Source organism: Micromonospora sp. NPDC049274 (assembly GCF_040678875.1).
Lineage (GTDB): Bacteria > Actinomycetota > Actinomycetes > Mycobacteriales > Micromonosporaceae > Micromonospora.
Genome location: NZ_JBFAQS010000025.1, coordinates 58,212 through 81,869, shown reverse-complemented (window position 1 = coordinate 81,869; position 23,658 = coordinate 58,212). Strand labels below are relative to the sequence as shown.

At 72.0% G+C, this 23,658-nt stretch carries 22 protein-coding genes and 1 pseudogene; 10 read left to right on the top strand and 13 right to left on the bottom strand.

The genetic code is table 11. The features are described from left to right. Nucleotides 1-226: 226 nt before the first annotated feature. Nucleotides 227-811, top strand: coding sequence for a hypothetical protein (locus tag AB0K10_RS31250; protein WP_363689498.1), 585 nt, complete (start codon nt 227-229; stop codon nt 809-811). A gap of 94 nt (nt 812-905) precedes the next feature. On the opposite strand, the gene AB0K10_RS31245 is transcribed toward AB0K10_RS31250, so the two are convergent. Then, nucleotides 906-4,136, bottom strand: coding sequence for a S8 family serine peptidase (locus AB0K10_RS31245; RefSeq protein ID WP_363689496.1), 3,231 nt, complete (start codon nt 4,134-4,136; stop codon nt 906-908). 180 nt (nt 4,137-4,316) lie between these two features. Between AB0K10_RS31245 and AB0K10_RS31240 the strand changes: the two genes are divergently transcribed. The 3 genes from AB0K10_RS31240 to AB0K10_RS31230 are packed head-to-tail and all read left to right on the top strand — an operon-like array spanning nt 4,317 to nt 6,021. Beyond that, nucleotides 4,317-4,817, top strand: a complete 501-nt coding sequence (locus tag AB0K10_RS31240) for a SigE family RNA polymerase sigma factor (RefSeq protein WP_363689494.1) — start codon at nt 4,317-4,319, stop codon at nt 4,815-4,817. Beyond that, the gene (locus AB0K10_RS31235; protein ID WP_363689492.1) at nt 4,810-5,526 is read left to right on the top strand and encodes a hypothetical protein; all 717 of its coding nucleotides are present in this window, start codon (nt 4,810-4,812) and stop codon (nt 5,524-5,526) included. Before AB0K10_RS31240 ends, AB0K10_RS31235 begins: the two co-directional genes overlap by 8 nt. 51 nt (nt 5,527-5,577) lie before the next feature. Then, a complete protein-coding gene (locus AB0K10_RS31230) occupies nt 5,578-6,021 on the top strand; it encodes a GNAT family N-acetyltransferase (RefSeq protein WP_363689490.1) in 444 nt (147 codons plus the stop codon). On the opposite strand, the gene AB0K10_RS31225 is transcribed toward AB0K10_RS31230, so the two are convergent. The 3 genes and pseudogenes from AB0K10_RS31225 to AB0K10_RS31215 form a co-directional block, all read right to left on the bottom strand. Further along, the gene (locus AB0K10_RS31225; RefSeq protein WP_363689488.1) at nt 6,018-6,926 is read right to left on the bottom strand and encodes an NAD(P)-dependent oxidoreductase; all 909 of its coding nucleotides are present in this window, start codon (nt 6,924-6,926) and stop codon (nt 6,018-6,020) included. The two genes, AB0K10_RS31230 and AB0K10_RS31225, sit on opposite strands and share 4 nt — an antisense overlap. Nucleotides 6,927-7,073: 147 nt before the next feature. Next, the gene (locus tag AB0K10_RS31220) at nt 7,074-9,908 is read right to left on the bottom strand and encodes a PQQ-dependent sugar dehydrogenase (protein ID WP_363689486.1); all 2,835 of its coding nucleotides are present in this window, start codon (nt 9,906-9,908) and stop codon (nt 7,074-7,076) included. A 590-nt stretch (nt 9,909-10,498) separates the two neighbouring features. Next, nucleotides 10,499-11,218: pseudogene (locus AB0K10_RS31215) on the bottom strand (ThuA domain-containing protein); the annotation flags it as partial. A gap of 374 nt (nt 11,219-11,592) precedes the next feature. On the opposite strand from AB0K10_RS31215, the gene AB0K10_RS31210 reads away from it, so the two are divergent. Then, complete coding sequence (locus AB0K10_RS31210; RefSeq protein WP_363689484.1) at nt 11,593-11,940, top strand: hypothetical protein; 348 nt, start codon at nt 11,593-11,595, stop codon at nt 11,938-11,940. Nucleotides 11,941-11,964: 24 nt separating this feature from the next. Here the strand turns inward: AB0K10_RS31210 and AB0K10_RS31205 are convergent, their stop codons facing one another. Together AB0K10_RS31205 and AB0K10_RS31200 are read right to left on the bottom strand one after the other, a co-directional pair. Then, nucleotides 11,965-12,693, bottom strand: a complete 729-nt coding sequence (locus AB0K10_RS31205) for an alpha/beta hydrolase (RefSeq protein WP_363689482.1) — start codon at nt 12,691-12,693, stop codon at nt 11,965-11,967. 121 nt (nt 12,694-12,814) lie between these two features. Further along, nucleotides 12,815-13,558: a methyltransferase domain-containing protein gene (locus tag AB0K10_RS31200; RefSeq protein ID WP_363689480.1), complete on the bottom strand. Its 744-nt coding sequence runs from the start codon at nt 13,556-13,558 to the stop codon at nt 12,815-12,817. A gap of 105 nt (nt 13,559-13,663) precedes the next feature. Between AB0K10_RS31200 and mug the strand changes: the two genes are divergently transcribed. Further along, entirely contained in the window at nt 13,664-14,257 is a 594-nt protein-coding gene (gene mug / locus AB0K10_RS31195) for a G/U mismatch-specific DNA glycosylase (RefSeq protein ID WP_363689478.1), read from the top strand. Here the strand turns inward: mug and AB0K10_RS31190 are convergent. Both AB0K10_RS31190 and AB0K10_RS31185 read right to left on the bottom strand, forming a co-directional pair. Next, entirely contained in the window at nt 14,254-14,766 is a 513-nt protein-coding gene (locus tag AB0K10_RS31190) for an SRPBCC family protein (protein ID WP_363689476.1), read from the bottom strand. The two genes, mug and AB0K10_RS31190, sit on opposite strands and share 4 nt — an antisense overlap. Next, complete coding sequence (locus AB0K10_RS31185) at nt 14,763-15,125, bottom strand: metalloregulator ArsR/SmtB family transcription factor (protein ID WP_363689474.1); 363 nt, start codon at nt 15,123-15,125, stop codon at nt 14,763-14,765. Before AB0K10_RS31185 ends, AB0K10_RS31190 begins: the two co-directional genes overlap by 4 nt. A 90-nt stretch (nt 15,126-15,215) precedes the next feature. Here AB0K10_RS31185 and AB0K10_RS31180 point away from each other — a divergent pair, with 90 nt between their 5' ends. Continuing rightward, a complete protein-coding gene (locus AB0K10_RS31180) occupies nt 15,216-16,316 on the top strand; it encodes an ionic transporter y4hA (protein WP_363689472.1) in 1,101 nt (366 codons plus the stop codon). A 121-nt stretch (nt 16,317-16,437) separates the two neighbouring features. Then, nucleotides 16,438-16,641, top strand: coding sequence for a hypothetical protein (locus AB0K10_RS31175; RefSeq protein ID WP_363689470.1), 204 nt, complete (start codon nt 16,438-16,440; stop codon nt 16,639-16,641). Nucleotides 16,642-16,645: 4 nt separating this feature from the next. Here the strand turns inward: AB0K10_RS31175 and AB0K10_RS31170 are convergent, their stop codons facing one another. Then, nucleotides 16,646-17,008, bottom strand: coding sequence for a hypothetical protein (locus AB0K10_RS31170; RefSeq protein WP_363689468.1), 363 nt, complete (start codon nt 17,006-17,008; stop codon nt 16,646-16,648). A gap of 166 nt (nt 17,009-17,174) precedes the next feature. On the opposite strand from AB0K10_RS31170, the gene AB0K10_RS31165 reads away from it, so the two are divergent. Next, nucleotides 17,175-17,918 carry a neutral zinc metallopeptidase gene (locus AB0K10_RS31165; protein ID WP_363689466.1) on the top strand — a complete coding sequence of 248 codons (744 nt, stop codon included), beginning with the start codon at nt 17,175-17,177 and terminating at the stop codon, nt 17,916-17,918. Between the two features lie 122 nt (nt 17,919-18,040). Further along, nucleotides 18,041-18,697 carry an HAD family phosphatase gene (locus tag AB0K10_RS31160; RefSeq protein ID WP_363689544.1) on the top strand — a complete coding sequence of 219 codons (657 nt, stop codon included), beginning with the start codon at nt 18,041-18,043 and terminating at the stop codon, nt 18,695-18,697. Nucleotides 18,698-18,713: 16 nt separating this feature from the next. On the opposite strand, the gene AB0K10_RS31155 is transcribed toward AB0K10_RS31160, so the two are convergent. From AB0K10_RS31155 to AB0K10_RS31140, 4 genes are all read right to left on the bottom strand, one after another. Next, nucleotides 18,714-19,091 carry a carboxymuconolactone decarboxylase family protein gene (locus tag AB0K10_RS31155; protein WP_358101045.1) on the bottom strand — a complete coding sequence of 126 codons (378 nt, stop codon included), beginning with the start codon at nt 19,089-19,091 and terminating at the stop codon, nt 18,714-18,716. A gap of 162 nt (nt 19,092-19,253) precedes the next feature. Beyond that, entirely contained in the window at nt 19,254-21,809 is a 2,556-nt protein-coding gene (locus tag AB0K10_RS31150) for an FtsX-like permease family protein (protein WP_363689464.1), read from the bottom strand. Next, on the bottom strand, nt 21,809-22,576 hold the full coding sequence (locus AB0K10_RS31145; protein WP_266242033.1) for an ABC transporter ATP-binding protein: 768 nt from the start codon (nt 22,574-22,576) through the stop codon (nt 21,809-21,811). The genes AB0K10_RS31150 and AB0K10_RS31145 overlap by 1 nt, the downstream gene beginning before the upstream one ends. 354 nt (nt 22,577-22,930) lie before the next feature. Next, the gene (locus tag AB0K10_RS31140; protein ID WP_363689461.1) at nt 22,931-23,617 is read right to left on the bottom strand and encodes a response regulator transcription factor; all 687 of its coding nucleotides are present in this window, start codon (nt 23,615-23,617) and stop codon (nt 22,931-22,933) included. Nucleotides 23,618-23,658 lie beyond the last annotated feature (41 nt).

Here is a 23,658-nt window from a genome sequence, read left to right as displayed (position 1 = left end):
GCTCGATCGGTCTGGAGAGGCGTATACCTGTGAGTCATAAGTATGACTCACAGGTATACCGCTCAACGGCGACACCGCCCCCGGCTCGCAGCGGTGGGTGACGGCCGTCTTCCACGACCTGCTCGCCAGCAGGCGGGAACGTGCCGCTGAGAGCGAACATGCGGTACGCCGGAGCGCGCGGTCCCTACGATGTCCGAAGAGGCGGCCGCTGTGAACGGGGATGACCATGCCGGAACCGCGCGCTTTCTGGGTCGACGAGCACTTCGACCGGGAGCACGACGTCGACGGCCGCGGCCGGTACGAGGCCGAGGTGCTGAGACGGATCGACGAGTTCGCCAGCAGTTGGGACGACATCGCCCCGGTGAGCTTCGCGGCGACCGCGTGGCGCATCGCCTGTGAGCTGGAACCCGGCTACGTCCGCTGGCACCGGCGGATCCTGTCGGCGTCCTGCACGCGCAGCCCATGGGACGGGGGCATGGTCTGCGCGGTGACGGTGATCTCCCGCTGGCCGGCGGAGCTGACCTGGACGAAGCAGTGGCAACGCGACAGGGGTTGGCAGGACTGGCCGCAGATGTTCGGGCAGTACACGACCCCGTCGGAGCAGGACGTGACGCGCCGCCCGCACCTGCGGGCGCTGCTTCAGGTGGAGGCGCCGGTTCCGCTCGGTGAGCTGCCGCCGGCGCCCGCCGGGCCGCAGGATCAGGTGGCGTCCGCAGCGCGCAGGGCTGTCACGGTGCTGACCCGGGAACTCAACGACCTGCTCGCCCCGATGATCGGCCAGCTCGAGGCCGGGGTCCCGGCCGACTCCTGAAAGCCGCCGGGCCGCCGGCAGCGACGCCGCCGACTCCTGAAACCCGCCGGCAGGGGAGTCCGGGGCGACGGCAGGCCGCCCCGGACTCCACAGGTCACGCGGTCCGGTAGGCCCGCAGCACCGTCTGCGTCACCGTGTTGCCGGCGGTGTCGGTGGCCGTCATGCGCAGCGACACGAAACCGGCCCGTCGTGGGTGAGCGATGAGCGCTACGCCGCGCACCACCGGCAGCGCGATCCACGTCCTGCCGTCGTCGAACGACGCGGAGACGCCGAGCTTCCGGTTGGGCGCGGCCGGCGAGCCGGCCTGCCGGTCCAGGCCGACCGGGATCACCATGATCCGGCCCGCCCGCGCGGTGTTGGTGTCATCGAGAATCGGCGTCGGCCGAGCCGTGGTCAGGGGCAGCCGCTGCGGCGACGACGTGTGCGCCGAGGTGAACGTCCAGGCCACCGACACCGACGTCGACAGGGTGTCCGGGGCGCCGCGCTTCGCGGTGGCCTCCAGCCGGTAGTCGGCCTTGCCGGCGGGCACCGTGAACTCCGCCCACGGGCTGTCCGACGTGCCGATTCGCGTGCCGTTGCGGAACAGCCGGACCTCTACCGGCAGGTCGTCGCGGCCGGCGGGGCGGCCGGTCGCGTCACCGAACAGCGGCAGCCCAGCGATCGAGATGGTGTCGCCGTCGCGGCCCGCGTACCCCAGGGGGTTCAGGGTTGGCGCCTGGGCCACCGACGGGCCGAACGGGGCCGCGTTCCAGGTCTGGGTGTACGCCCGTCCCGGTTGGAAGGTCGACTCCTGGGTGGTGGAGTTGTCGCCCTCGACGAACGTGGAGGTCCAGGTGAGGCCGCCGTCGGTGTTGTAGTACTCGGTGCCGTGAAACGGCAGGTCGATGGGCGTGTTCGACCCGATCGGGCCGGATCCGCCGGCCGCCGCCGCGCGGTGGAACCGGACGGCCGTCGCCGTGGTGGACTGGCGGCGGTAGGTCGCGGTGACGGTGGCGAGGTTCTTCGGCGTCAGCTTCGTGGACAGTCCGGTGAACATGTCGCCCTTGCGGACGTAGGCGAGGTCGTACGTGTAAGGGCTGTTGCGGAAGGTCCCGTCCCGGCCGGGACGGGCGAGTCCGACGCCGAGGGTCGCGGCGAACTCGGGGGCGGCGACGGCGGGCCCGATCCGGCCGAAGAACACGTCCGCGAACGACACCCCGCTGAGCTGCACGCCCGGGTAGCGGAAGCCGTCGTCCCAGTTGGCGCTCACGTTGATCGCGGTGGGCGCGGCGTCGCGCTGCGGCACGGTCAGGGCGACGGGCTTGGCGGTACGGGCGTCGACGGCCTCGGTGACCGGGCCGTGGACGTCCAGGACGGGCTGCACGAGCAGTGTCGAGGCGTCGCCCTCGTGGATGGTGCTGTAGAGCGCGTAGCGGCCCACGGGCAGCCGCAGGGTGCCGCCGCCCGGCTCGGAGGTGAGGGTGCTGAACTCCCCGGTGGCGAGGTTCGCCGCGACTGTCGTGTACTCGGTGGCCGGCTTCCCGTCCCGGCCGGTGTGGGGGAGCGCGACGTCGTAGCTCTCGATCTCGCGGTTGAGGGCGAACGGTGTGCGTACCCGAAGGTCACCGGCGCCGGTGGCGACGACCGCGCCCTGGTAGACGCCGTCGGTGGCGTCCACGCGGGTGTCCACGGTGATCGTGGCCTCGGCCCGGCCGCCGGCCGGTACGACAAGCGTGGTCGGGCTGACGGTGAGCATGCCGGCCGGCGCGGGGGCGACGGTCAGCGACAGGGTGACCGGCGCGGCGCCGGTGTTGCGGTAGCCGACGACCCGGGTGACGGGGGTGTCGTCGGCGTGCGGCCAGCGCTGGACCGGGAAGTCGATGGCGGCCACGTCGGCGGCGACCGGCTGGGTGACCGCGCGGGCGATGTCGACCCGGCCGGCGCCCTGCTCGTAGAGGGTGTCCGCGCCGGTCGGCTTGGCCGAGTCCATCAGCGCGGCCTTGAGCTGCGCTCCGGTCCAGTCCGGGTGCTGGCCGGCGAGGATCGCGGCGCTGCCCGCCACGTGCGGGGTGGCCATCGACGTGCCCGCCATGGTGGCGTAGTCGCCGCCGGGGGCGGCCGCGACGATGTCGACGCCCGGCGCGCTGATCTCGGGCTTGATGTGGTTGTCGCCGACGCGCGGGCCTCGGCTGGAGAAGTACGCCCGCTGGTCGTCGGCGTCGACGGCCGCGACGGCGAGCGCGTCGTCGGCGGACGCCGGCGAGGACACGGACTTCGGTTTGCCCTCGTTGCCGGCGGCGACCACGAACAGCGTGCCGTACCGGTGGCTGAGGTCCTGCACCGCCGTCTCCAGGGGGTCGAGTCCTGGCGCGTCGTCGCCGCCCACGCTCAGGTTGACCACCCGCGTCTGCGGGGCGAGCCACTGCATGCCGGTGATGATGTCCGAGTCCTGGCACTCGGTGGTGGCGCAGACCTTGCCGACGAGCAGCTTCGCGCCCGGTGCGACACCCCGGTACCGCCCGCCGGAGGCGGCCCCACTGCCCATGATCGTCGACGCCACGTGGGTGCCGTGGCCGACCGCGTCGGCGGGGTCGTCGCCGCCGGTGAAGTCGCGGACCTCGGTGAGGTGCCCGGCGAAGTCGGGATGGGCGGCGTCGATGCCGGTGTCCAGCACGCCGACGGTGACGCCGGTGCCGTCGAAGCCGGCCTGCCAGGCCGTCGGGGCGCCGATCTGCGGGACGCTGCGGTCCAGCGTCACCCGCCGCTTGCCGTCGAGCCAGATGGCGCTGACCCCGTCGGTGAGCGTGCGCGCCATGGACGTGCCCCGGGTGAGCGACGACCACAGCGTCACCCGGTCGTCGCGGCCCGCCCGCACCGCGAGGGCGTGGGCGGCGGGCAGGTCGGCCCGCACGCGCCCGTCGCCCCCGACGGTCGCGGTCCGCGCCCCCGCCGGGTTCTTTCCGGGGTACGCGACCAGCAGCGGCAGGTCGGCCGCCCGGTCGTCGTAGCCGAACCCGGCCAGCGTGGTGAGGTCGAACAGTCGCCGGTCGAGCCGCCCGTCGCGCAGCAGCGGCAGGGCGTCCACCGGGACGACGAACTGGTGGCCGCCCTCCCGGCTGGTCACGAAGCGCATCGCGGTCCGCCCCGGCCCTCGCTCGATCGCCGGGCGGCCGGCCCCGTCGACGGACACCCGGTCGCCGGTGATCAGCGTGAAGGTGCCGGGCGTGCCGGAGACGGTGGCCGCCGGCCGCACCTGCGCGCTCGCCGGGTGGGCCGCCAGGCCGGCCGCGACAAGTGCTGTCGCCAGCACCCCGGCCGTCAGGGCGCGTCGTTGACGTCGTCGCACATCGTCCTCTCCGCCACGGGTGTCTCCCGGGACGGCACGATGACGTCTGGGCTCGTCACCCGGTTGATCTTTGGCGGTGTGACCGTGATCACAAACAGACCGGGCGGGCGCCGGCCGGGTCGGCGCGGCGAGTTCCATGCGCGGTGACCCGGGGACGAGGCTTCGAAAGGCGCAGGTCGGATGCGTGACGCTGAGGAGTTCGACGCCCTCTACGCCGCCTGCGCGGGGCGGATCGTGGGTCACGTCTACGCGCTGACCGGCAACCGCAGCGAGGCCGAGGACGCCGTCGCGGAGGCGTTCATGCGGGCCTGGCAGCGCTGGCACACCGTCCGGGACGCGGACAGCCCGGAGGCATGGGTCCGCGCTGTCGCCTCCCGGGCGGCGGTGAGCAGTTGGCGCAAGACGTTCAACCGGATCCGCGCCCACCACCGGGCCGCCGTCGACCAGAGCGTGCCCGGCCTCAGCGAGGACCACGTCGCGCTGATCCAGGCGTTGCAACGGCTCAGCGCCAACGAGCGCCGCGCCGTCGTGCTGCACCACCTGAACGACCTCAGCGTCGCCGAGGTGGCGGCCGAGATGCGGGCCCCCGTCGGGACCGTCAAGACCTATCTCGCCCGTGGTCGCCGGGCGATGGCCGGGCTGCTGACCGAGGTGAACCAGGAGGGGACCTCCCATGCCTGATCCGCACGACGACCTGCGGGCGATCGTCGACGAGGTCCGACGCGTCACGACCCTGCCCTCCGCCGGCGCGCTGCGCGGACGCAGCGACCGGCGGCGTCGACGCCGCGCGGCGGTCACCGGCGTGGGCCTGGCCGTGCTGGTCGCGGCCGTCGGCGCCGCCGTGCTGCGGGTACGCGCCGACGTCCCGACACCGACCGTGGGCCCGGCGGGCGTGACGCAGCCGTCGGTGGTCCCGTCGTCGCTTCCCCCGAGCCAGACCTCCCCGGCGGGGCCGCAGGACATCCTCGGCGGTCGCCGGCAGGTCCGGATCACGGTTCCCGGCCTGGGTGGGGCGGCGTTGGCGACCGGCCCCGACGACGACCGGGTGCGGGCCACCGCCGGGGCGGGCGTCGACGACCGGACGCTGTGGGTCCTGCGGCCCGCGGGGAAGGCGTTCCGGATCGTGGCGGCCACCCCGGCCGGGGCCGGCCAGGTCTGCATGACGGTCGTGCACGACGCCGCGCCGGGCAGCGTCCGTGCCCACCCCTGTGACCCGACCGCGGCGACGCAGCTCTTCACCATCGACCGGGTCGCCGACGGCAGCTACTCGATCCTGCAGGGCAGGCGCTACGTGCAGGTCGTCGACGGCACGTTCGCCCTCGTCCCCGACCTGCCGGAGGCGCTGACCACCACGTACGAGTTCGAGGACCGGGGCCCGTCGGGCTCCTGAGCGCCATCGTCGTGCACCACCGCCACACCGTGCCACGGCTACGCTCGACGCATGTTCCGTGCGGCTCGGCCCGATGACTTCGCGCAGATCATCCGCCTCTACCGGCAACTGAACCCGGACGATCCGGTGCTGGACAACGGCGCCGACGAGGCGGCCTTCCACCGGATCCTGGGGGCACCAGGGTTGCATCTCTTCGTCCTCGACGTCGACGGGGTCGTCGTCGCCACGACGTACCTCAACGTGATACCCAACCTGAGCCGGTCGGCGTCGCCCTACGCCGTCGTCGAGAACGTCGTCGTCGAGGAAGCACGGCGCGGCACCGGTCTGGGCCGGCAGATCATGGCCGGGACGCTCCAGGCCGCATGGGATGCCGGCTGCTACAAGGCGATGCTGATGACCGGTTCGCGCGACGCGGCGACCCACGCCTTCTACCGCGCCTGCGGGTTCTCGGCCGACGTCAAGACCGCGTACCTCGCGCGCCCGCCGGCAGCCTAGGCGGGAAAGGTCTCGCGCAGCGCGGAGTCCAGCGACCGGCCGGTCGTCGGCTCGACGAACAGTTCGGCGAGCAGCAGGTCCGGGAGGTGGGTGGGGTTGATGCCCGACTCCTTGCCCCCGAGGCCCTGCAACCCGCCGCCGAGTCGGAGGGCGGCCTTCGCCGCGCCGGCCGGCAGTCGGGCGACCCGGCGGCGTCGGCCGACCGCCTCGGCGATGCGGCCGAGCATGTCGTGCCACGTGAGGTTCTCGTCGGCGACCGGGATGTCCGCGCCACTGGCCTGCTCCAGAGCGTCCGCCGTGACCTGGGCGACGCTACGCGCCGAGGCCGCGGCGCTCCCGCCGGTCGGGGCCACCAGAGGGGTACGGGAGCGCGCCCACCGGTCCAGCGGCCCGGCCCAGTTCGGCAGCCGGTCGCCGGACCGACCGAAGACGAAGGGCAGTTCGAGGACGGCGATCGGCAGATCCGGGCCGGCCGCCGCGCGTCCCTCCCGGGCCTGCTCGACCCGGCACCTGATGTACGTGTGCCGTTCGGCGAGCCGCCACTGCGGATGCCGCCGGTCGAAGTAGGTGTAGTACGAGCCCATGACGGCACCGCGGGTGAGGCCCTCCAGGCGGGCGGCGGTGAACAGGCGTACCACCGGCTCCACGTTGTCGCGGCGGAACTGGGGATAGATCGGCTTGGGCAGTGGCCGCTGCTCGTCGGTGCGTGTGGCGTACACGACGCCGTCGTGGCCGGCGAGCAACGGCCGCAGCTCCTCGATCGGGGCGGAGCCCACATCGAGCAGGTGGTCGACCCCCGGCTGGGCGGTGCGCGCCACAGTGGTGGTGGCATGGCCGCGCTCGCGCAGCACGTCCACGACATGAGCGCCGATCAGGCCACTGCCACCCACCACGAGAATCCGCACGGTGCATCGTCCACTCTGGACCCCGGTGCTTGTCAAGCCACGGTGCGGGCCACAGCGGGAAAGGAGCCGGGGCGGACGGTGTGCACCGTCCGCCCCGAACTCCCGCCGTTTCACGGCCCGGCCGCCGACCAGGCCGGGTAGCGCCGTCTAGCTGCTGGTCAGGACGAACCTTTCCCAGGATCCGACCGACGTGCGGTTGGCGATCAACGCGCCCGCCCCGGCGTTCTCGGCGGCCACGATCTGGTTGTTGGCAAGCGCCCGCAGGCCGACCGTCCCGTCCGAGTTGTTGATGATCTGGAAGGTCTCCCACGGGCCGATCGTCGTACGGTTCGCGATCAACGGGTTGGCGCCCGCGTTGTCAGCGCAGACGTACAGCCCGTTGGCACGCGAGCGCAGGGCGATGTTGCCGTTGCCGGCGTCCACCCGGTCGTACTGCTCGGTCGTCGAGACGCTGGCCTTGTTGGCGATCAGCGGGTTGGTGCCGACGGCCGACACGTACTGGTTGTTGACCTGCGCCCGCAGCGTGATTCCCCCGGTGGGTGGGGTGGTCGTGCCGGTGGTGAAGGTGAACGCGTCGACGTCGAACAGGTTGCCCGAGCCGCCCTTGAACACCAGGTACAGCGTGGTCGACGCGGTCGGCGGGTTGCTGATGGCGGTGGAGACGTCGACGAAGGTCTCCCAGTTACCGGTCACCGGCACCGTGGCGGTGCCGAGCAGGGTGCCGGTGGCGGAACCGGTACGCACCTCGATGGTGCCGCCGGCGCCAGCCGAGGAGACCCGCGCCGTGAACCGGGTCGCGTTGGCCAGGTTGTACGGCTGGTACGAGATCCAGTCGTTGTTCTCGATGAACCCGGCCGTCCGGCCACCCTCGGCGCTGGTGTGGTCGGTCGCCTGGACACCGGACTGGGCGGTGAAGTGCTCACCCTGGCGGTGCTTCGGCTGGAGGGTCTTGATGCTGTGCGTGGTGAGCCCACCGTTGTCGGTGTAGGCGGCGTCGAAGACTCCGTAGATGTTGGCCGCGGAGTCGTGCTCCCCGTCGGTCGGGACGGCGATGGAGCCGCTGCACCCGGTCTTCGAGGTGATCTGGTGGGCGTGGCTGTCGTGGCCCAGCGCGTAGGTCAGGCTCACCTTGGAGCAGTCGATCGTGCCGTCCTGCGGGTCGCTCACGCTGATCTGGTACGACACCGTGTCACCGAAGCTGAACAGCTGCCCGTCGACGGGCGAGGTCAGCGTCACCGTCGGCGCGGTGTTGCCCACGGTGATGACCAGGCTCGCCGTGCCGGACAGGCCGGTCGGGTCGGTGACCTTCAGGGTGGGGGAGTACGTGCCGTTGGTGGTGTACGTCTTCGTCGGGTTGGCCGCCGTCGACGTGGTGCCGTCGCCGAACGTCCACAGGTAGCTCAGCGCCCCACCCTCCGGGTCGGAGGAGCCGGCCGACGAGAAGGTGACGGTCAGCGGGTTGGACCCCGAGGTCGGGTTCGCCGAGGCGACCGCGATCGGGTTGCGGTTGCCGCCACCGATGTACTCGATGCGGAAGAGCGCCTGGTTGTTCGAGCCGGTGCCGTAGTCCAGCACGTAGAGCGCGCCGTCCGGGCCGAAGGCCATGTCCATGACCTGCGTGCCGCTCCACGGGAAGCTGGAGATCTCCCCGCGCGAGCCGTCGGAGTTGATCTTGATCGGCTTGATCCACCGGCGGCCGTACTCGCCGGCGAAGAACTGGCCGTCCAGCGACTGCGGGAACTTGATGCTGGAGTTCAGCGAGGCGTCGTAGCGGTAGACCGGCCCGGCCATGGGCGACTCGGAGCCGCTGCCGAACTCCGACGGCGAACCGGAGTCGCCGGCGTACTTGATCCAGGCCGGCTTCGCCGCGGGCAGCGTGCCCAGGCCGGTGTTGCGGAACGAGTTGTTGGTAGGCCCACCCGTGCAGTTGTACTTCGACTGCGACGGCCCGGACGGGAAGGTGTATTCGTTGTATGTTTCCGTGCTGCTGTTGCTGCCGGTGCAGTACGGCCAGCCGAAGTTGCCCGGTGCCGTGATGCGGTTGAACTCGACCTGGCCGGAGGGGCCACGGCTGGAGTTCGTGGACCCGGAGTCGGGGCCGTAGTCACCGACGTAGACGACGCCTGTCGCCTTGTCGACGCTCATCCGGAACGGGTTGCGCAGACCCATCGCGTAGATCTCCGGACGGGTGTTGGCCGTGCCGGGCGCGAACAGGTTGCCCGACGGGATCGTGTACGTGCCGTCCGTCTGCGGCTTGATCCGCAGCACCTTGCCCCGCAGGTCGTTCGTGTTGCCCGCCGAGCGCTGGGCGTCGAACTGCGGGTTGCGGTTGGTCCGCTCGTCCAGCGGCGCGTACCCGGAGGACTCGAACGGGTTGGTGTCGTCGCCGGTGGTCAGGTAAAGGTTGCCGGCGCTGTCGAAGTCCAGGTCACCGCCGACGTGGCAGCACTGCCCACGGTCGTTGTTGACCTGGAGCACGACCTTCTCGCTGCTCAGGTTCACCGTGTCGTCGCTGTTGAGGGTGAACCGGGACAGGTTGAGGTGCCCCTTCCACCGGTCCCAGTCCGACTGCGAGCCCGTGGTCGGCGCATCCCCGGACGGGGTGCTCAACGTGGGCGAGTAGTACAGGTAGATCCACCGGTTGGTGGCGAAGTTGGGGTCGACGGCGACGCCCTGCAACCCCTCCTCGTCGTGCGTGTAGACGGACAGGGTGGCGGAGACCTTGGTGTTGCCCGCCACGTCGGTGACCCGCAGCACGCCGTTGCGGGCGGTGTGCAGCACCGAGCGGTTGGGCAGGACGGCCAGGGACATGGCCTCACCCAGCTCTGCCGAGCCGGTGGCGAGTTTGACCTGCTGATAGTCGGAGGCCGGGATGACCGCCGCCTGAGCGGTGGAGGGCGCGGCCACGGCCAGGGCCACACTCGCTGCGGTGGTGACCGCAGCGACGAGTGCCCGGGACCAGCGCCGGGGGTTCGAAAGCATGATCGTCCTTTCTCGACGACCAGGGCCGGGCGTGCGGGGGCGCACCACGGCCAGGTGGGGGTGGCGAAGAGCGCGTCGAGACGCGATCAGTTGGTGGTGACGAGGTCGAACTTCTCCCACTGACCGATGGAGGTCCGGTTGGCGATCAGCGGGGAGGCGCCAGCGTTGTCGGCCGCGACGTAACGGTTGTTCACCGTGGCCCGCAGGCTCACCGTGCCGTCAGAGTTACGGACGAGCTGGAACGTCTCCCAGGCGCCGGCGCTGGCCCGGTTGGCGATCAGCGCGGAGGCGCCGGCGTTCTCCGCCGCGACGAACTGCCCGTTGCTCTTGGCGCGCAGCGCGACGTTGCCGTTGGCGAGGTTGACCAGTTCGAACCGCTCACTGGTCCCCACGGAGGTCTTGTTGGCGATCAGCGCGGTGCTGGCGTTGGGCGCGCTCACGTACTGGTTGTTGGCGCGGGCCCGCAGCGTGGAACCGACGGCGGCGGGCGGCGGGGTGGTCGGCGGGGCCGTCGTCGGCGGGGCCGTGGTCGGCGGGGCCGTGGTCGGCGGGGCCGTGGTCGGCGGCGGGGTCGTCGGGTTCGTCGACCCCGGCGAGCAGTTGGCGCTGACCGAACCCGCGGCGACCTGCAGGCCACCGAGCAGCATCCGGGTGAAGTTCGGGTCGGTGTACGACGCCTCGGTGTGCCCGAGGCCCGTGTACCAGGCCCGTCCGCTGCCGACCGTCTTGCACCAGGTGATCGGGTGGTCGCCGTTCATGTTGCCGCCGCTGTAGGACGACTCGTCGAGGCTGGCGAGGACCCGCGCGGTGGAGCGGGGGTTGGTGCGGTAGTTGTACCACTCGTCGGAGCGGGACCAGGTGGCCGGCAGGTGAGCCGTCGACGGGTTGGTCCGGTCCTCGATCTTCACGGTCGCCGTCTGGATCGCCGGGTGCGAGTCGAACCACGCCCCGACGAGCTGGCCGTACCACGGCCAGCTGTACTCGGTGTCGGCGGCGGCGTGCACGCCGACGTACCCACCACCGGAACCGATGTACGACTCGAAGGCCGTCTGCTGGCTGGAGTTGAGGACGTCGCCGGTCGTCGACATGAAGACCACCGCCTGGTACTGGGCCAGGTTGGAAGTGGTGAACTGGCCGGCATCCTCGGTCGCGGTCACGCTGAAGCCGTTGGCGGCGCCGAGCTGCTGGATCGCGGCGATGCCGTTGGGGATGGCCGAGTGGCGGAAGCCGGCGGTCTTGCTGAACACCAGGACCTTGGTCAGCGGTGCCGCCGAGGCGGTGGTCGGCAGTGCGACCAGACCGGCCATCATCACGGCCAGGCCGGTGACGAGGGCCAGTAAACGGGGACGGGAACGCATGGTCTTGCTCCTCTGCTGAGCGTCGACCCCGAAGGTGTGCACGAGGGCACGCCCGGAGCCACGGTGGCGGTGGTGCGGAAGCCGGGCCGCCGATGCTCGGCTGAGATGGTGCGGTGATGTGGTGCGGTGATGTGGTGCGGTGGTGAACTGCGAATGGCCAGCCGATGACCCCGACCACCCTCAGTGGACGGTCGCCGCGCATCGACTCGCATCGCTGACGCAGTAAACCTCCGATGTCTGGGCCCCGTCAAGCCCACCCGTTCCGGCCAGGGACGCGCCGTGGCACGGTCGGCGCCGGCGTCGGGGTGGGACGTAGGGTCGGCCGCATGTCCACCGACGAAGATCGCGAGCGCCTCGCCGGGCACCTCGTGGCGCTGCCGGTCCGTGAGCTGGTCGACGTCCTGCGGCGTGCCCTACCGCACTTCGAGCAGGAGGCGTACGGCATGCGAACGGTGCTGACCCTGGCCAACGTCACCTGGTACGAGGACGATGTCGACCCCGGCCTCGACGTCGAGCTGGTCGCCTGGCCCGATCGCGACCACTACGGCGGGGAGCTGGGCCCGGACCAGGGTCTGTGGGAGAACGGTCGGTGCCCACGCTGCGACGTCGAGGTCACCTCCAACGCCAAGCGCGCGCACTGCCCGTACTGCGGCACCGTGTGCGCCCTGACGTGACGGTGGGCGCCGGCGTCGCGCTGGTCAGCTCCGGCTGTCCGCGGCGGGACCGCGGGTCCCCGTGGTCGCCATGAGGATGAGGTCGGCGATCGTCTCGGGGTGCGTGACCATGGCGAGGTGCGAGGAGTCGACCTCGATCGTCGTCGCGTTCATCCGTTCGGCCAGGAACCGCTCCAGCTCCGGCGCGGTGGTCCGGTCCGCCGTGGAGACGGAGTAGTAGCAGGGGCGGTTCCGCCAGGCCGCGACCGTCGTCCGGCCCGCGAACAGGTCCCCGGCGATCGGCCCCTGAACGGCGTAGAGGGAACGCGCACGGGTCGCCTCGACGCCGCCCGCGAAGTCGTCGAGGAAGGCCTTCTCGCTGAGCTGCGCAAAGCCGTCGTCGTGCACGAGGCCGGCATTCGCGGGCGGGGTGGGGAACCGTGCCGCGAGCGCCGTGAAGTCCTCTCCGGCGTCCGGCGCGCGGGCGGCGACGTACACCAGGGCGGTGACCGTGGGATGGTTGCCGGCCTCGCTGATGACAGTCCCCGCCCAGGAGTGGCCCACCAGCACCGTCGGCCCGTCCTGCCGGTCGAGAGCGCGGTTGGTGGCCGCCACGTCGTCGGCCAGGGAGGTCAGCGGGTTCTGCACCGCGGTGACCGTCAACCCGGCCCTTTGCAGGAGGGGAATGACGTCGGACCAGGAGGAGCCGTCGGCGTAGGCGCCGTGCACCAGGACGACGTTGCTGACGGGCCCGGTCGGGGTCGTGCCGCTCATCCGCACCTCCGCACGCCACGACGCCGTGCCACCGCCCGGCCGTCGACGACAGTTCTCGTCAGCACTCTTCTCCACCGCGGCTGGGTCGGGCGGCCGAACGGGCGGGCTTCCGCCAGAGGGGTCAGCGACCGAGGACGAGGTACGCGAGGCCGAGGACGCCCCGGTAGCCGCCCACGTACTGGCGCAGCCGGTCGTCGAGCTCCGCGCGGACCTCGGCCGCGCGGGGATCCTCGGGGTACGTCAGCAGCCACTCCTGCCTCCCCGCGAGCCAGGTGGACTCGAAGTCGTCCCACTCCCGCTGGTCGGCGGTGCTCAGGTGCAGCAGCCGCCAGCCCCGCTGCCGGGCGGCCTCGACGAGGCCCGCGAGGTCGGTGACCTCCGCACCGAAGATCTGCTCGGCCTCCGTGGTGGGGTCGCGCTGCCAGTACGCCTCGCCGAACAGCAGTCGCCCACCGGGCCGGACCACTGTCGCGAGCGCGTCGAGAGCCGCCCCGGTGCCGCCGAAGGCGTGCGCCGAGCCGATGCACACGACCCGGTCGGCCGGCTCGTGCCAGGCCGCCGCCTCGCCCATCACGAAGGCGACGTGCCGGTTCAGCGACCTCTCGGTGGCGAGCCGGCGTCCGCGGGCCAGGGCGGCCTCGTCGGTGTCCACACCGACACCCCTCGTCGCGACCGGGCCGGCCACGCCACCCGCGGCGACCGCCCGGAGCAGCAGTTCGCCCCAACCGCAGCCCAGGTCGAGCACGCGCGCGCCGGGGCGGACGTCGAGTCGTCGCAGCAGCAGGGCCGCGTGCTCCTCCGACAGCGGCGTGTTCCAGCGCATCCGCGCGTAGCGGCTGGCGGCCAGGTGGTCGGTGCTGTGCATCCGTTCAGGGTCTCAAGTCGTGATCACCGGCGCGCACCGGGTCGGGCGCGGTCGCGTTGCGCGCACGTCGGGACGGGCGTCGGAGCGTACGGCAGGATCGGTGGTGTGGACGCGGGCGCGGCGCAGCCCTGGCGGCCGCCGACCCGCCACGAGGTCGCGGCCGCGGCCGGTCGCGGCCTGGTGGACGTGATCGGCCCCGGCCTGCGAGTGCTCTTCTGCGGCTTCAACCCGGGCCTCTACTCGGCGGCGGTGGGGGAGCACTTCGCCCGCCGGGGCAGCCGCTTCTGGCCGGCCCTGCACGGCGCCGGCTTCACCGACCGGGAGCTGCGCCCGTGGGAGCGCGCCGAGTTGCTGCGCCAGGGGCTGGGCATCACCAGCCTGAGCAACCGGGCCACCGCCCGCGCCGACGAGCTGACCTCCACCGAGCTGGTGGCAGGCGTGACCGGGCTGGCGGTCAAGGCCGAGCGTCACCGGCCACGGTGGGTGGCGATTCTCGGGGTGACCGCGTACCGGATCGCGTTCGTCCGGCCGAAGGCCGGGCTGGGCCCGCAGCCGGAGCGGCTCGGCCCGGCCCGGGTCTGGGTGCTGCCCAACCCCAGCGGCCTGAACGCGCACTTCCCGCTGCCGGCCCTGACGGCCGAGTTCGCCGCGCTGCGCCGTGCGGCCGGCCCCACGACAGGGCGCGAGGCCGGCCGCTAGGCGTGCGACGCGGCCTCGGCGGCCAGCCCCTGGTAGTAGGGCTGCATGGCGGGGTGGTACTCGTCGAACTCCGGTCGGGGTGAGCCGTCCCGGGCGGCGACGAACAGATCCAGGTAGTACTCCCAGCCGGCGCCCACCTCCCCGATGCCCTCCACGCTGTCGAGGTGTTGCACGAAGCGCAACTCGGTGGTGCCGTCGGTCTCGGTCAGCGCGAACTCCAGCAGCCAGGTGCCGTAGCTGTCGGTCGTCGACACGGCGAGGCGTCGCTGCGGCTCACACGCGTCGATGTGGACGTCGCACCAGGGCTGCTGCTCCTCGTACGCCATCTGGACCCGGATGGTCCGGTCGGGCCCGGCGTCGCCCTCCCACGGACCGAACCAGCGGGCCGTGCGCTCCGACTCGGTCAGGCTCGCCCACACGTCCGCCGCCGGGGCGCGGAACGTGCGGGTGAGGACGAGGTCGTGGCCGGCGGCGGTGCGAAACAGACGTCCAGCGGGTGTACGCGTCATGCGACATGCTCCGTTCGATGCTCTGCCGGGCCGCGAGCGCGGCGTTCCCGGCGGGTGCGATGGACCTCGGTCTCCAGCGCGTCGAGGCGCTGCTCCCACCTCTGCGGTGCGGTGAACTCGGCGAGCCAGTCGGCCAGCGCGACGAGTGGGCCGGGGTCGAGCCGGTAGATCCTGCGGCGGCCGACCACCTCGTCGCGGACCAGCCCGCTCTGCCGCAGCACCCGCAGGTGGCGGCTGACGGCGGGTCGGCTGATGGCGAACCGCCGGGCGATCTCGCCGGCGGCCAGCGGCGCGTCGCGCAGCATGGTCAGGATGCTCCGCCGCACCGGGTCCGCGATCGCGGTTGCCACCTCGTCCACACCGGAAGCGTAACCCATGGGTTACGCATACGCCTGCGGCGCTGCGTCGATCGTGGGCACATGATCACGTCACCTGGCACTCTTGACCGCATGCCAGCCCAGCTTCGATCCCGCCTGCTCGACTGGACCGTCGCCGTACCCGTGCTCGCCGTGCTGGTGTTGCTCGTGACGTGGGGGCGGGACCTTCCCGGCCCGATCGTCGTGGTGGTCGCCGCGTTGCTGGGCGGCGCGGTGCTCGCCGCCGTGCACCACGCCGAGGTGGTCGCCCACCGGGTGGGGGAGCCGTACGGCTCGCTGGTGCTCGCCGTTGCCGTCACCGTCATCGAGGTGGCCCTGATCGTCACGCTGATGATCAGCGGGCCGGAGAAGACCCAGTCGCTCGCCCGCGACACCGTCTTCGCCGCCGTCATGATCACCTGCAACGGGATCCTCGGCCTGTCCCTGCTGCTCGGGGCGCTGCGCCGACGCGTGGCCGTGTTCAACCCCGAGGGCACCGGTGGGGCCCTCGCGACGGTGATCACCCTGGCCACGTTGAGTCTGGTCATCCCGACCTTCACCACGGCCCGCCCCGGGCCGGAGTTCAGCCCCGCGCAGCTCGTCTTCGCCGCCGTCGCGTCGCTCGCCCTGTACGGACTGTTCGTGCTGGTACAGACCGGTCGGCACCGCGACTACTTCCTGCCCGTCGACACCGAGGGTCGGGTCATCGACGCGGAGGAGCACGCCAGGCCGCCGACCACCCGCGCCGCGCTGATCAGCCTCGGACTGCTGCTGGTGGCGCTGGTCGCGGTGGTCGGCGACGCCAAGACCGTCTCACCCACCATCGAGGCCGGCGTGGCGGCGGCGAACCTGCCGCACGCGTTCGTCGGCGTGATCATCGCCCTGCTGGTGCTGCTGCCGGAGACCCTGGCCGCCGCCCGCGCCGCCCGCCGGGACCGGGTGCAGATCAGCCTCAACCTCGCCCTCGGATCGGCGATGGCGAGCATCGGCCTGACCATCCCGGCGATCGCCATCGCCTCGATCTGGCTGGACGGCCCGCTGCTGCTCGGCCTCGGCGGCACCCAACTCGCGCTGCTCGCCCTCACCGCCGTGACCGCCGTGCTGACAGTGGTGCCGGGCCGGGCCAACGTGTTGCAGGGCGGCGTGCACCTGGTGCTGCTGGCCGCGTTCGTCTTCCTGGCAGCCAGCCCCTGACCCCGCAACCCCTGGTTGATCATGAAGTTATTGCCCTCGATGCCGGCGTGTCGGCGCAATACCTTCATGATCGACGAGGTGGGGAGGGGGTTGGTGGATGGTGGGTCCTAGGGTGGCGGGCATGACGGTGGTGTGGGTGGTTGCCGGCATTTTCGTTGTGGTGGCGGGGCTGGCGGTCGGAGTCGTGGCGCGGCGGGGACGGCCGGGCACGGCTGACGACCGCGCTGCCGGGCGGGACGCTCGCGCCAGGCAGCAGCGGTACGAGGCTGAGCGTCAGGGGGACCAGGGCGCGACGTGGCAGCGCGGCCGCGAGTCGGGCGGGTGACGGGTCACTGGCCGTAGGAGCGGCGGAGCTTGTCGTTGATCAGGTAGTTGAGGCGGTGGCGCAGGTAGCCGAGGGTGCTCTCGCTCGGCAGGTCCGCCTCGGTGGTCAGGGTCCAGCGCAGCGTGCAGTCCCCGCCGGGTGATCCGGGCGTCACGTCGAAGCGGATCCGGTCCAGCGGCCGGTGCGGCCACAGCGACGACCACACCAGCAGCACCGGGGCGTAGCCCGCCACCACCCGGGGTGGCACCTCGTCGTCGCGCAACTCCAGCCAGGGGCGAGCGCCCGTCGCGTACGGATCCCGCAGCGACCGCCACACGATGTGCGCCGGGGCCGGTTGGCTTCGCCGACGGCTGCCCAACACGTGCACGTCGCGCCCTCCTCGCCGGACGGTCACATCCGCCCCCCGGGCCATTGTGGCCGCCCGGCACCGGCCCCGTGAACCGCCCGGCCCGCTCGTGCGTGCATCCGGTGGGCGTGGCGGTCGTACCGTCGGGGTATCGCACAGCGCGAGCGCCGATGTCTGGGGAGGCACCGTGGGGGCATGGTCAGGACGCGACGCCCGAGGGCCACTGACGGGCCTGGTGGTGGCCGCGCTGGTGTCGCTGGCCTGCGCCGGCGGTGGGCTGGCCGAGCCGGAGGGCGAACGCCCGGGCGCGAAGCCGTCGGCCGCCTCGCCGCGGCCGAACACCACCCGCGCCGACAGCACCACAAGCGTGGCCGAGTTCAAGCAGGATGTGGCCGACGCGCAGACGGTCGCCGAGCGCTACTGGGCGGCCCAGTTCAAGGCGTCCGGGAAGCGCTTCTCACCCGTTCGGCGGGTCACCCCGTACCAGCGGGCCGGTGAGGTCTCCTGCGGCGGGCAGCCGCTGCCCCGCAACAACGCGGTCTACTGCTCGCAGGGCGACTTCATCGCGTACGACGTCGCCTGGTCGGTGGCGGCGTTCCGCGAGGTCGGTGACGCGTTCGTGTTCTACCTGCTCGGCCACGAGTACGCCCACGGCATCCAGGTGCGCCTCGGCATCAACTACAGCTTCACCATCCAGCAGGAGTTGCAGGCCGACTGCATGGCCGGGGCGTACCTCGGCGATTCGGTGCGCTCCGGCGACCTGAGCCTCGCGGAGGGCGACCTGGACGAGTTCCGGGAGGGGGTGGCGGCCGTCGGCGACGACCCCGACCAGCCGTGGTTCGCCGAGGGCGCGCACGGCACCGCCGAGCAACGCACCGACATGTTCTTCCGCGGCTACGAGCGCTCCCTGTCCGAGTGCGACCTGGGCTGAGCGGGGGTAGCCCTGATCACCTCGGCGCCCGTTGCCGCCACCGGCGACGGCCCGTGCTGGCAGGATCTCCGGTGTCGGTTACGACCCTGGAGGATCCGCTGAGCAGCCATCACCCCGCCGCCGTGCTCTTCGACATGGACGGCACGCTCGTCGACAGCGAGAAGCTGTGGGACGTCGCCCTGCAGGAACTGGCGCGTGAGTACGGCGGTGACCTCTCCGCCGAGGCCCGCCGGTCGATCATCGGCACCGCCATGGCCGAGTCGATGCGTATCCTGCACGACGATCTGGGGCAGCCGGAACGGGATCCGGACCTCAGCGCTGCGTGGATCAACGCCCGGATCCTGGAGCTGTTCCGCACCGGTCTGCGCTGGCGGCCGGGGGCGTTCGACCTGTTGCGGGCGGTCCGCGCGGCGGGGATCCCCACCGCGCTTGTCACCTCCAGTCCGCGGGCGCTCGTCGAGATCGCCCTGGACACCCTGGGGCGGGACAACTTCGACACGGTGGTCGCCGGCGACGAGGTGGTCGCGGCCAAGCCCCACCCGGAGCCCTACCTGACCGCCGCGCGGCTGCTCGGTGTGCCGATCGGGCGGTGTGTGGCGATCGAGGACTCGCCGACCGGGGTGGCCAGCGCGCGTGCCTCCGGCGCTGCCGTGCTGGCCGTACCCGCCGAGGTGCCGCTGCCCAGCCTGACCGGCGTACACCAGGTGGAGAGCCTGACCGGCGTGGACCTGGAGCTGCTCGCGGCCCTGGCGGCCGACCGGGCCGGCGCGACCGGCTGAGCCGGGCCGGCGCGGTTCAGGGACGCTCGGCGAAGACCGCCGCGACCACCTGGTAGCCGTCGAACGCCCGCGCCGCCCCCGCGTAGGCGGCCAGGTGGATGAACAGTTCGACGATCTCCTCCCTGGTCACCCCCGACTGCAGGGCGATGCGGAGTTGGCCACGCAGCGGTTCGTGGGTGCCGAGGGTTGCGGCGATCGCCACGGACACCAGGCTGCGGCTGCGGAGGTCCAAACCCGTTCGGGGCCATGCCTCGCCGAAGGTCTGCAGGGTTGCCAGGCGGCGGAAGTCCTCGCCCACGGAGGGCTCGCCGTCGCCGAGGGGCAGCACGAGCGGTTGACCGAGCAGTCGCTCGGCGGTCGCGAGCGCGCGGTGATACGCGTCCTCGTCGGTCATGTCGTCCGTCCCGGGTCTCGGCCGCCGCGACTCGTGGGCGGGCCGACGCCGTGCCGGCCCGACCAGCCTGGCAGCCGCGCGCCGACCGACGGGGACGAATCGGCCAGCCCGCACGGCCGAGGCCCCGACCGCGCAACGGCGGTCGGGGCCTCGGTGACGTGGTCAGTCGTGGGCGATCGCGCCCAGGACGTTGATCCGGGCCGCCCGCACGGCGGGGAGCACCGCGGCCACCACCCCGATGATCGCGGCGAGACCGAGGAAGACGCCCATCTGCCCCCAGGGCAGGATCAGGTCGGTGATGCCCTCGTCCTTGAGCGCCTCGACCACTGCGGCGCCGAGGCCGCTGCCGACCGCCACGCCCAGCAGCGCGCCGAACACGGAGATCACCACCGCCTCGACAGTGATCATGCCCATGGTCTGGCCACGGCGCAGGCCGATCGCCCGCAGCAGGCCCAGTTCCCGGGTCCGCTCCAGCACCGAGAGCGCCAGGGTGTTGATGATGCCCAGGACGGCGATCACGATGGCCAGGGCCAGCAGGATCTGGATCATCGTGAGCAGCCCGTCGAGCGAACTGGTCTGCTGCTTGATGAACGCGTCCCGGTCGGCCACCGACACCTCCGGGCTGTCCGCGAGAAGCGTCTCCACCTGCGGCTGCACGTCGGCCACCCGGGTGCCCGGCGCCAGCTGGATGAAGCCCTGGATGGGCTGCGGGATGGCGAAGTCCTTCGCCGCCGTCGCCGGCAACGTCACCGGGTTGGTCAGCTGCGACGACTCGTAGATGCCGCTGATCGTGTACGTCCGGGCCTCGCCCCGGGTCAGCTGCACCTTGACCGTCGAGCCGACCGACCAGCCACGGGACGTGGCGGTGTCGGAGCTGGCGAGCATCTGGGTCGGCCCGAGCCGGTCGATGTCGCCGGCGGTGGCCTTCGCGCCGAAGATCTGCCGCAGCGACGCGATGTCGCTGCTCGCCGCCACCCACGTGCTCTCGCCGTCGATCCGGCCCATGTCGCCGTACTCGCCGTCGACCATCCGCACGCCGGGCAGGGCCTTGGCCTTGTCCAGGACGCCCGGGTCGAAGCTCGGCGGACGCGGCCCTCCCTGCTGGCCGGCGATCACCAGCTCGGCCTTGATGGTGTCCTGGGCAAGGGCGCTGATGCTGCCCTTGGCCGAGTCGAGGATCACCGTGACGCCGGTGACCAGCGCGATGCCGACCATCAGCGCGGCCGCGGTGATCGCGGTGCGGCGCGGGTTGCGCCCCGAGTTCAGCCGGCCCAGCTTGCCCGGCACCGACCAGGAGAAGATCGCGCCGAGCAGGCTGACCACCGGCCGACTGATCAGTGGCGTCAGCAGCGCCACGCCGATGAAGGCGAACAGCACCCCAGCCAGGATGGTGGCCAGGGTCTGACCATGTGCGTTGCCGCTGAGCCCCAGGAAGAGCAGCACCGCGCCGATGCCGGTGACCACCGCCCCCGTCACCGTGATCTTGGTCAGTGGCCGGTCCGGGGTGGCCACGTCCTGCATGGCGGCGATCGGCGGGATCCGCGATGCCCGCAGCGCCGGCAGCAGCGCCGCCACCACGGTGATCACCAGACCGACGCCGAACGACCCGATCACCGCGGCCGCCGGCACACCGATCCCGGCCAGGGTCAGCCCACCGGCCAACTTGCCGAACAGGAACGCCAGCAGCGCCCCCACGCCGATGCCGGCGGCCAGGCCGAGCACCGACGCGATCAACCCGACCGCGATGGCCTCCAGCACCACCGAACCGATGATCTGCCGGCCGCTGGCCCCGATGGCGCGCATCAGCGCCAACTCCCGGGTGCGCTGCGCCACGATGATCGAGAAGGTGTTGAGGATCAGGAAGGTGCCCACCAGCAGCGCCACCGCGGCGAAGCCGAGCAGGATCTTGTTGAAGAAGGACAGGCCCTCCTTCAGGCTGGCCGAGGCGTCCGCGGCCACCTGCTCGCCGGTCTTCACGTCGAAGTCCGCGCCCAGGGTGCGGGCCACGTCGTCGCGCAACGTCTCGTCCGAGACGCCGTCGGCGGCGCGCAGCGTGATGCTGCTGAACGTGTCCGGCTCGCCCAGCATCAGCCGCTGCGCCATTGGCGTGGTGAAGAAGACCTCGTTGACACCACCGATCGAGTCCCGGTCACCGCTGTAACCCATGATCCCGACCAGCGTGAAGTCCCGCTTCTTCGACTCGAACGCGGTGAGCACGCCGACCTTCTGACCGACCTGCACCTTCGCCGTGGTGGCCAACGCCTTGTTGAGGACGATCTCGTCCTCGGCCTGCGGCGCGCGCCCCTCCCGCAGCTGCATCAGGTCGCTCTCGCCGATCCAGTTCTCACCCAGCTGCGGCGGACCGAACGACGTGACCACCTTGCCGTTGCTGCCGATCACCCGGGCGCCGTCGGCGTTGACGATGCCGGTGGCCGAAGCCACCCCCGGCACCTGCTTGACCCGGCCCACCACGGCGGCCGGCAGCGGAGCGGCGGTCTGCTCGCCCTCCATCTCGTTGACCTCGACCTTCGGCTTCGCCGCGACGTTCACGTCGATCTCGGAGAAGCCGTCGGCGAAGACCGAGTCGAAGGAGCGGCCCAGCGTGTCGGTCAACACGAACGCGCCGGAGACGAACATGACCCCGAGCACCACCGCCAGCCCCGACAGGATCAGCCGGACCTTGCGGGCCAGCAGACTCTTGAGTGTCGCCCGGAACATCAGTTGCCCACCTCGGCCGGAGTGTCCAGCTTCTTCATCGTGTCCAGCACCGTCTCGGCGGTCGGCTCGATCAACTCCGAGACGATCTGCCCGTCGGCGAGGAAGACCACCCGATCGGCGTACGCCGCGGCGGTCGGGTCGTGGGTGACCATGACGATCGTCTGGCCGTGCTCACGCACCGAGTTACGCAGGAAGCCGAGCACCTCCGCGCCGGAGCGCGAGTCCAGGTTGCCGGTCGGCTCGTCCGCGAAGATCACCTCGGGGCGGGAGACCAGCGCCCGCGCACACGCCACCCGCTGCTGCTGACCACCGGAGAGCTGCGCCGGCCGGTGGTCCAACCGGTCCTGCAGACCCACCGTCTTGATCACCGTGTCGTACCAGGCCGGGTCCGGCTTGCGCCCGGCGATCGACAACGGCAGCAGGATGTTCTCCTTCGCGGTGAGCGTCGGCAGCAGGTTGAACTGCTGGAAGATGAAGCCCACCTTGTCCCGGCGCAGCTTCGTCAGCCCCGAGTCGCCCAGCCCGGTGACAGTCGTCGCACCGATCGACACCGTCCCCCGGGTCACCGAGTCCAGACCGGCCAGGCAGTGCATGAGCGTCGACTTGCCGGAACCCGACGGGCCCATGATCGCGGTGAAGCGGCCACGTTCGAACTCCGCGCTGACCCCCCGCAGCGCGATGACCTGAGCCTCGCCGCTGCCGTACACCTTCCACACGTCGTTCGCCCGGGCCGCGGCCTGCGCCTGCTGGCCTACCGTCGCGGTCACGTCATCTACCTCTTCCGTCTGTCCGAATCTCACGCCGCCCCCCGATGGTCCGGCGCGACTGTTCCATCATCGGCGCTGCTCGCGCCCGCCCCGTCCGCCCACGGGGGGACCCGGCGCGGATTTCCCGCTGCGGGTGCACCCCCATGCCGCATCAGGGTTGCCCCTGACCCGACGGCCGATCGACAGGTTTCCCGACCGGCGAAACACCGCCGGACACGACACTTCCCCCTCACGCCACAGGAGGGTCAACCGCGCCGAGCCGTCTACGGTCACGGTAGGTGACGACGGCAACAGGGCCGTCCCCCCACGGAGGGATCTTCGAGTACGCCGGGTGGGGTACCCGGCGCGCGGCCACTACGCCCGCGGACGGACCAGACCCGACTCGTACGCCAGCACGACCGCCTGCACCCGATCGCGCAGCCGCAGCTTGGTCAGCACGTGCCCGACGTGGGTCTTCACTGTGGTCTCGCTCACCGACAGCGCAGCGGCGATCTCGGCGTTGGACAACCCCCGGGCCACCTGCACCAGCACCTCGCGTTCCCGGTCGGTGAGCGCGCTGAGCGCCGCCGACGGCGTCGCCGCCGGATCCGGCAGCAGGTCGGCGAAGCGCTCCAGCAGGCGGCGCAGGATCCGCGGCGCGACCACCGCGTCCCCGCCGGCCACCGTGCGGATCGCCGCGATCAGCTCCTCGGCCGGCACGTCCTTGGCCAGGAACCCGCTCGCGCCCGCGCGCAGCGCCCCCACCACGTACTCATCAAGGTCGAACGTGGTGAGCACCAACACCCGCACCGGCAGTCGGGCGTCGACGATCGCCCGGGTCGCCGCCACCCCGTCCATGCGGGGCATCCGGATGTCCATCAACACGACGTCGGGCAGCAGCCGGCGGGACAGCTCCACCGCCTCCACGCCGTCGCCGGCCTCCGCCACCACATCGAGGTCGCCCTCGGCGCCCAGCACCATCCGGAAGCCCGTGCGCAGCAGCGGCTGGTCGTCGGCGAGCAGGATCCGTACCGGCCGCGCCGAGGCCACCCGATCGGCCATCACGTCTCCCGTCCCCCTCGCCGTCGCGCCCACGCCGGTCC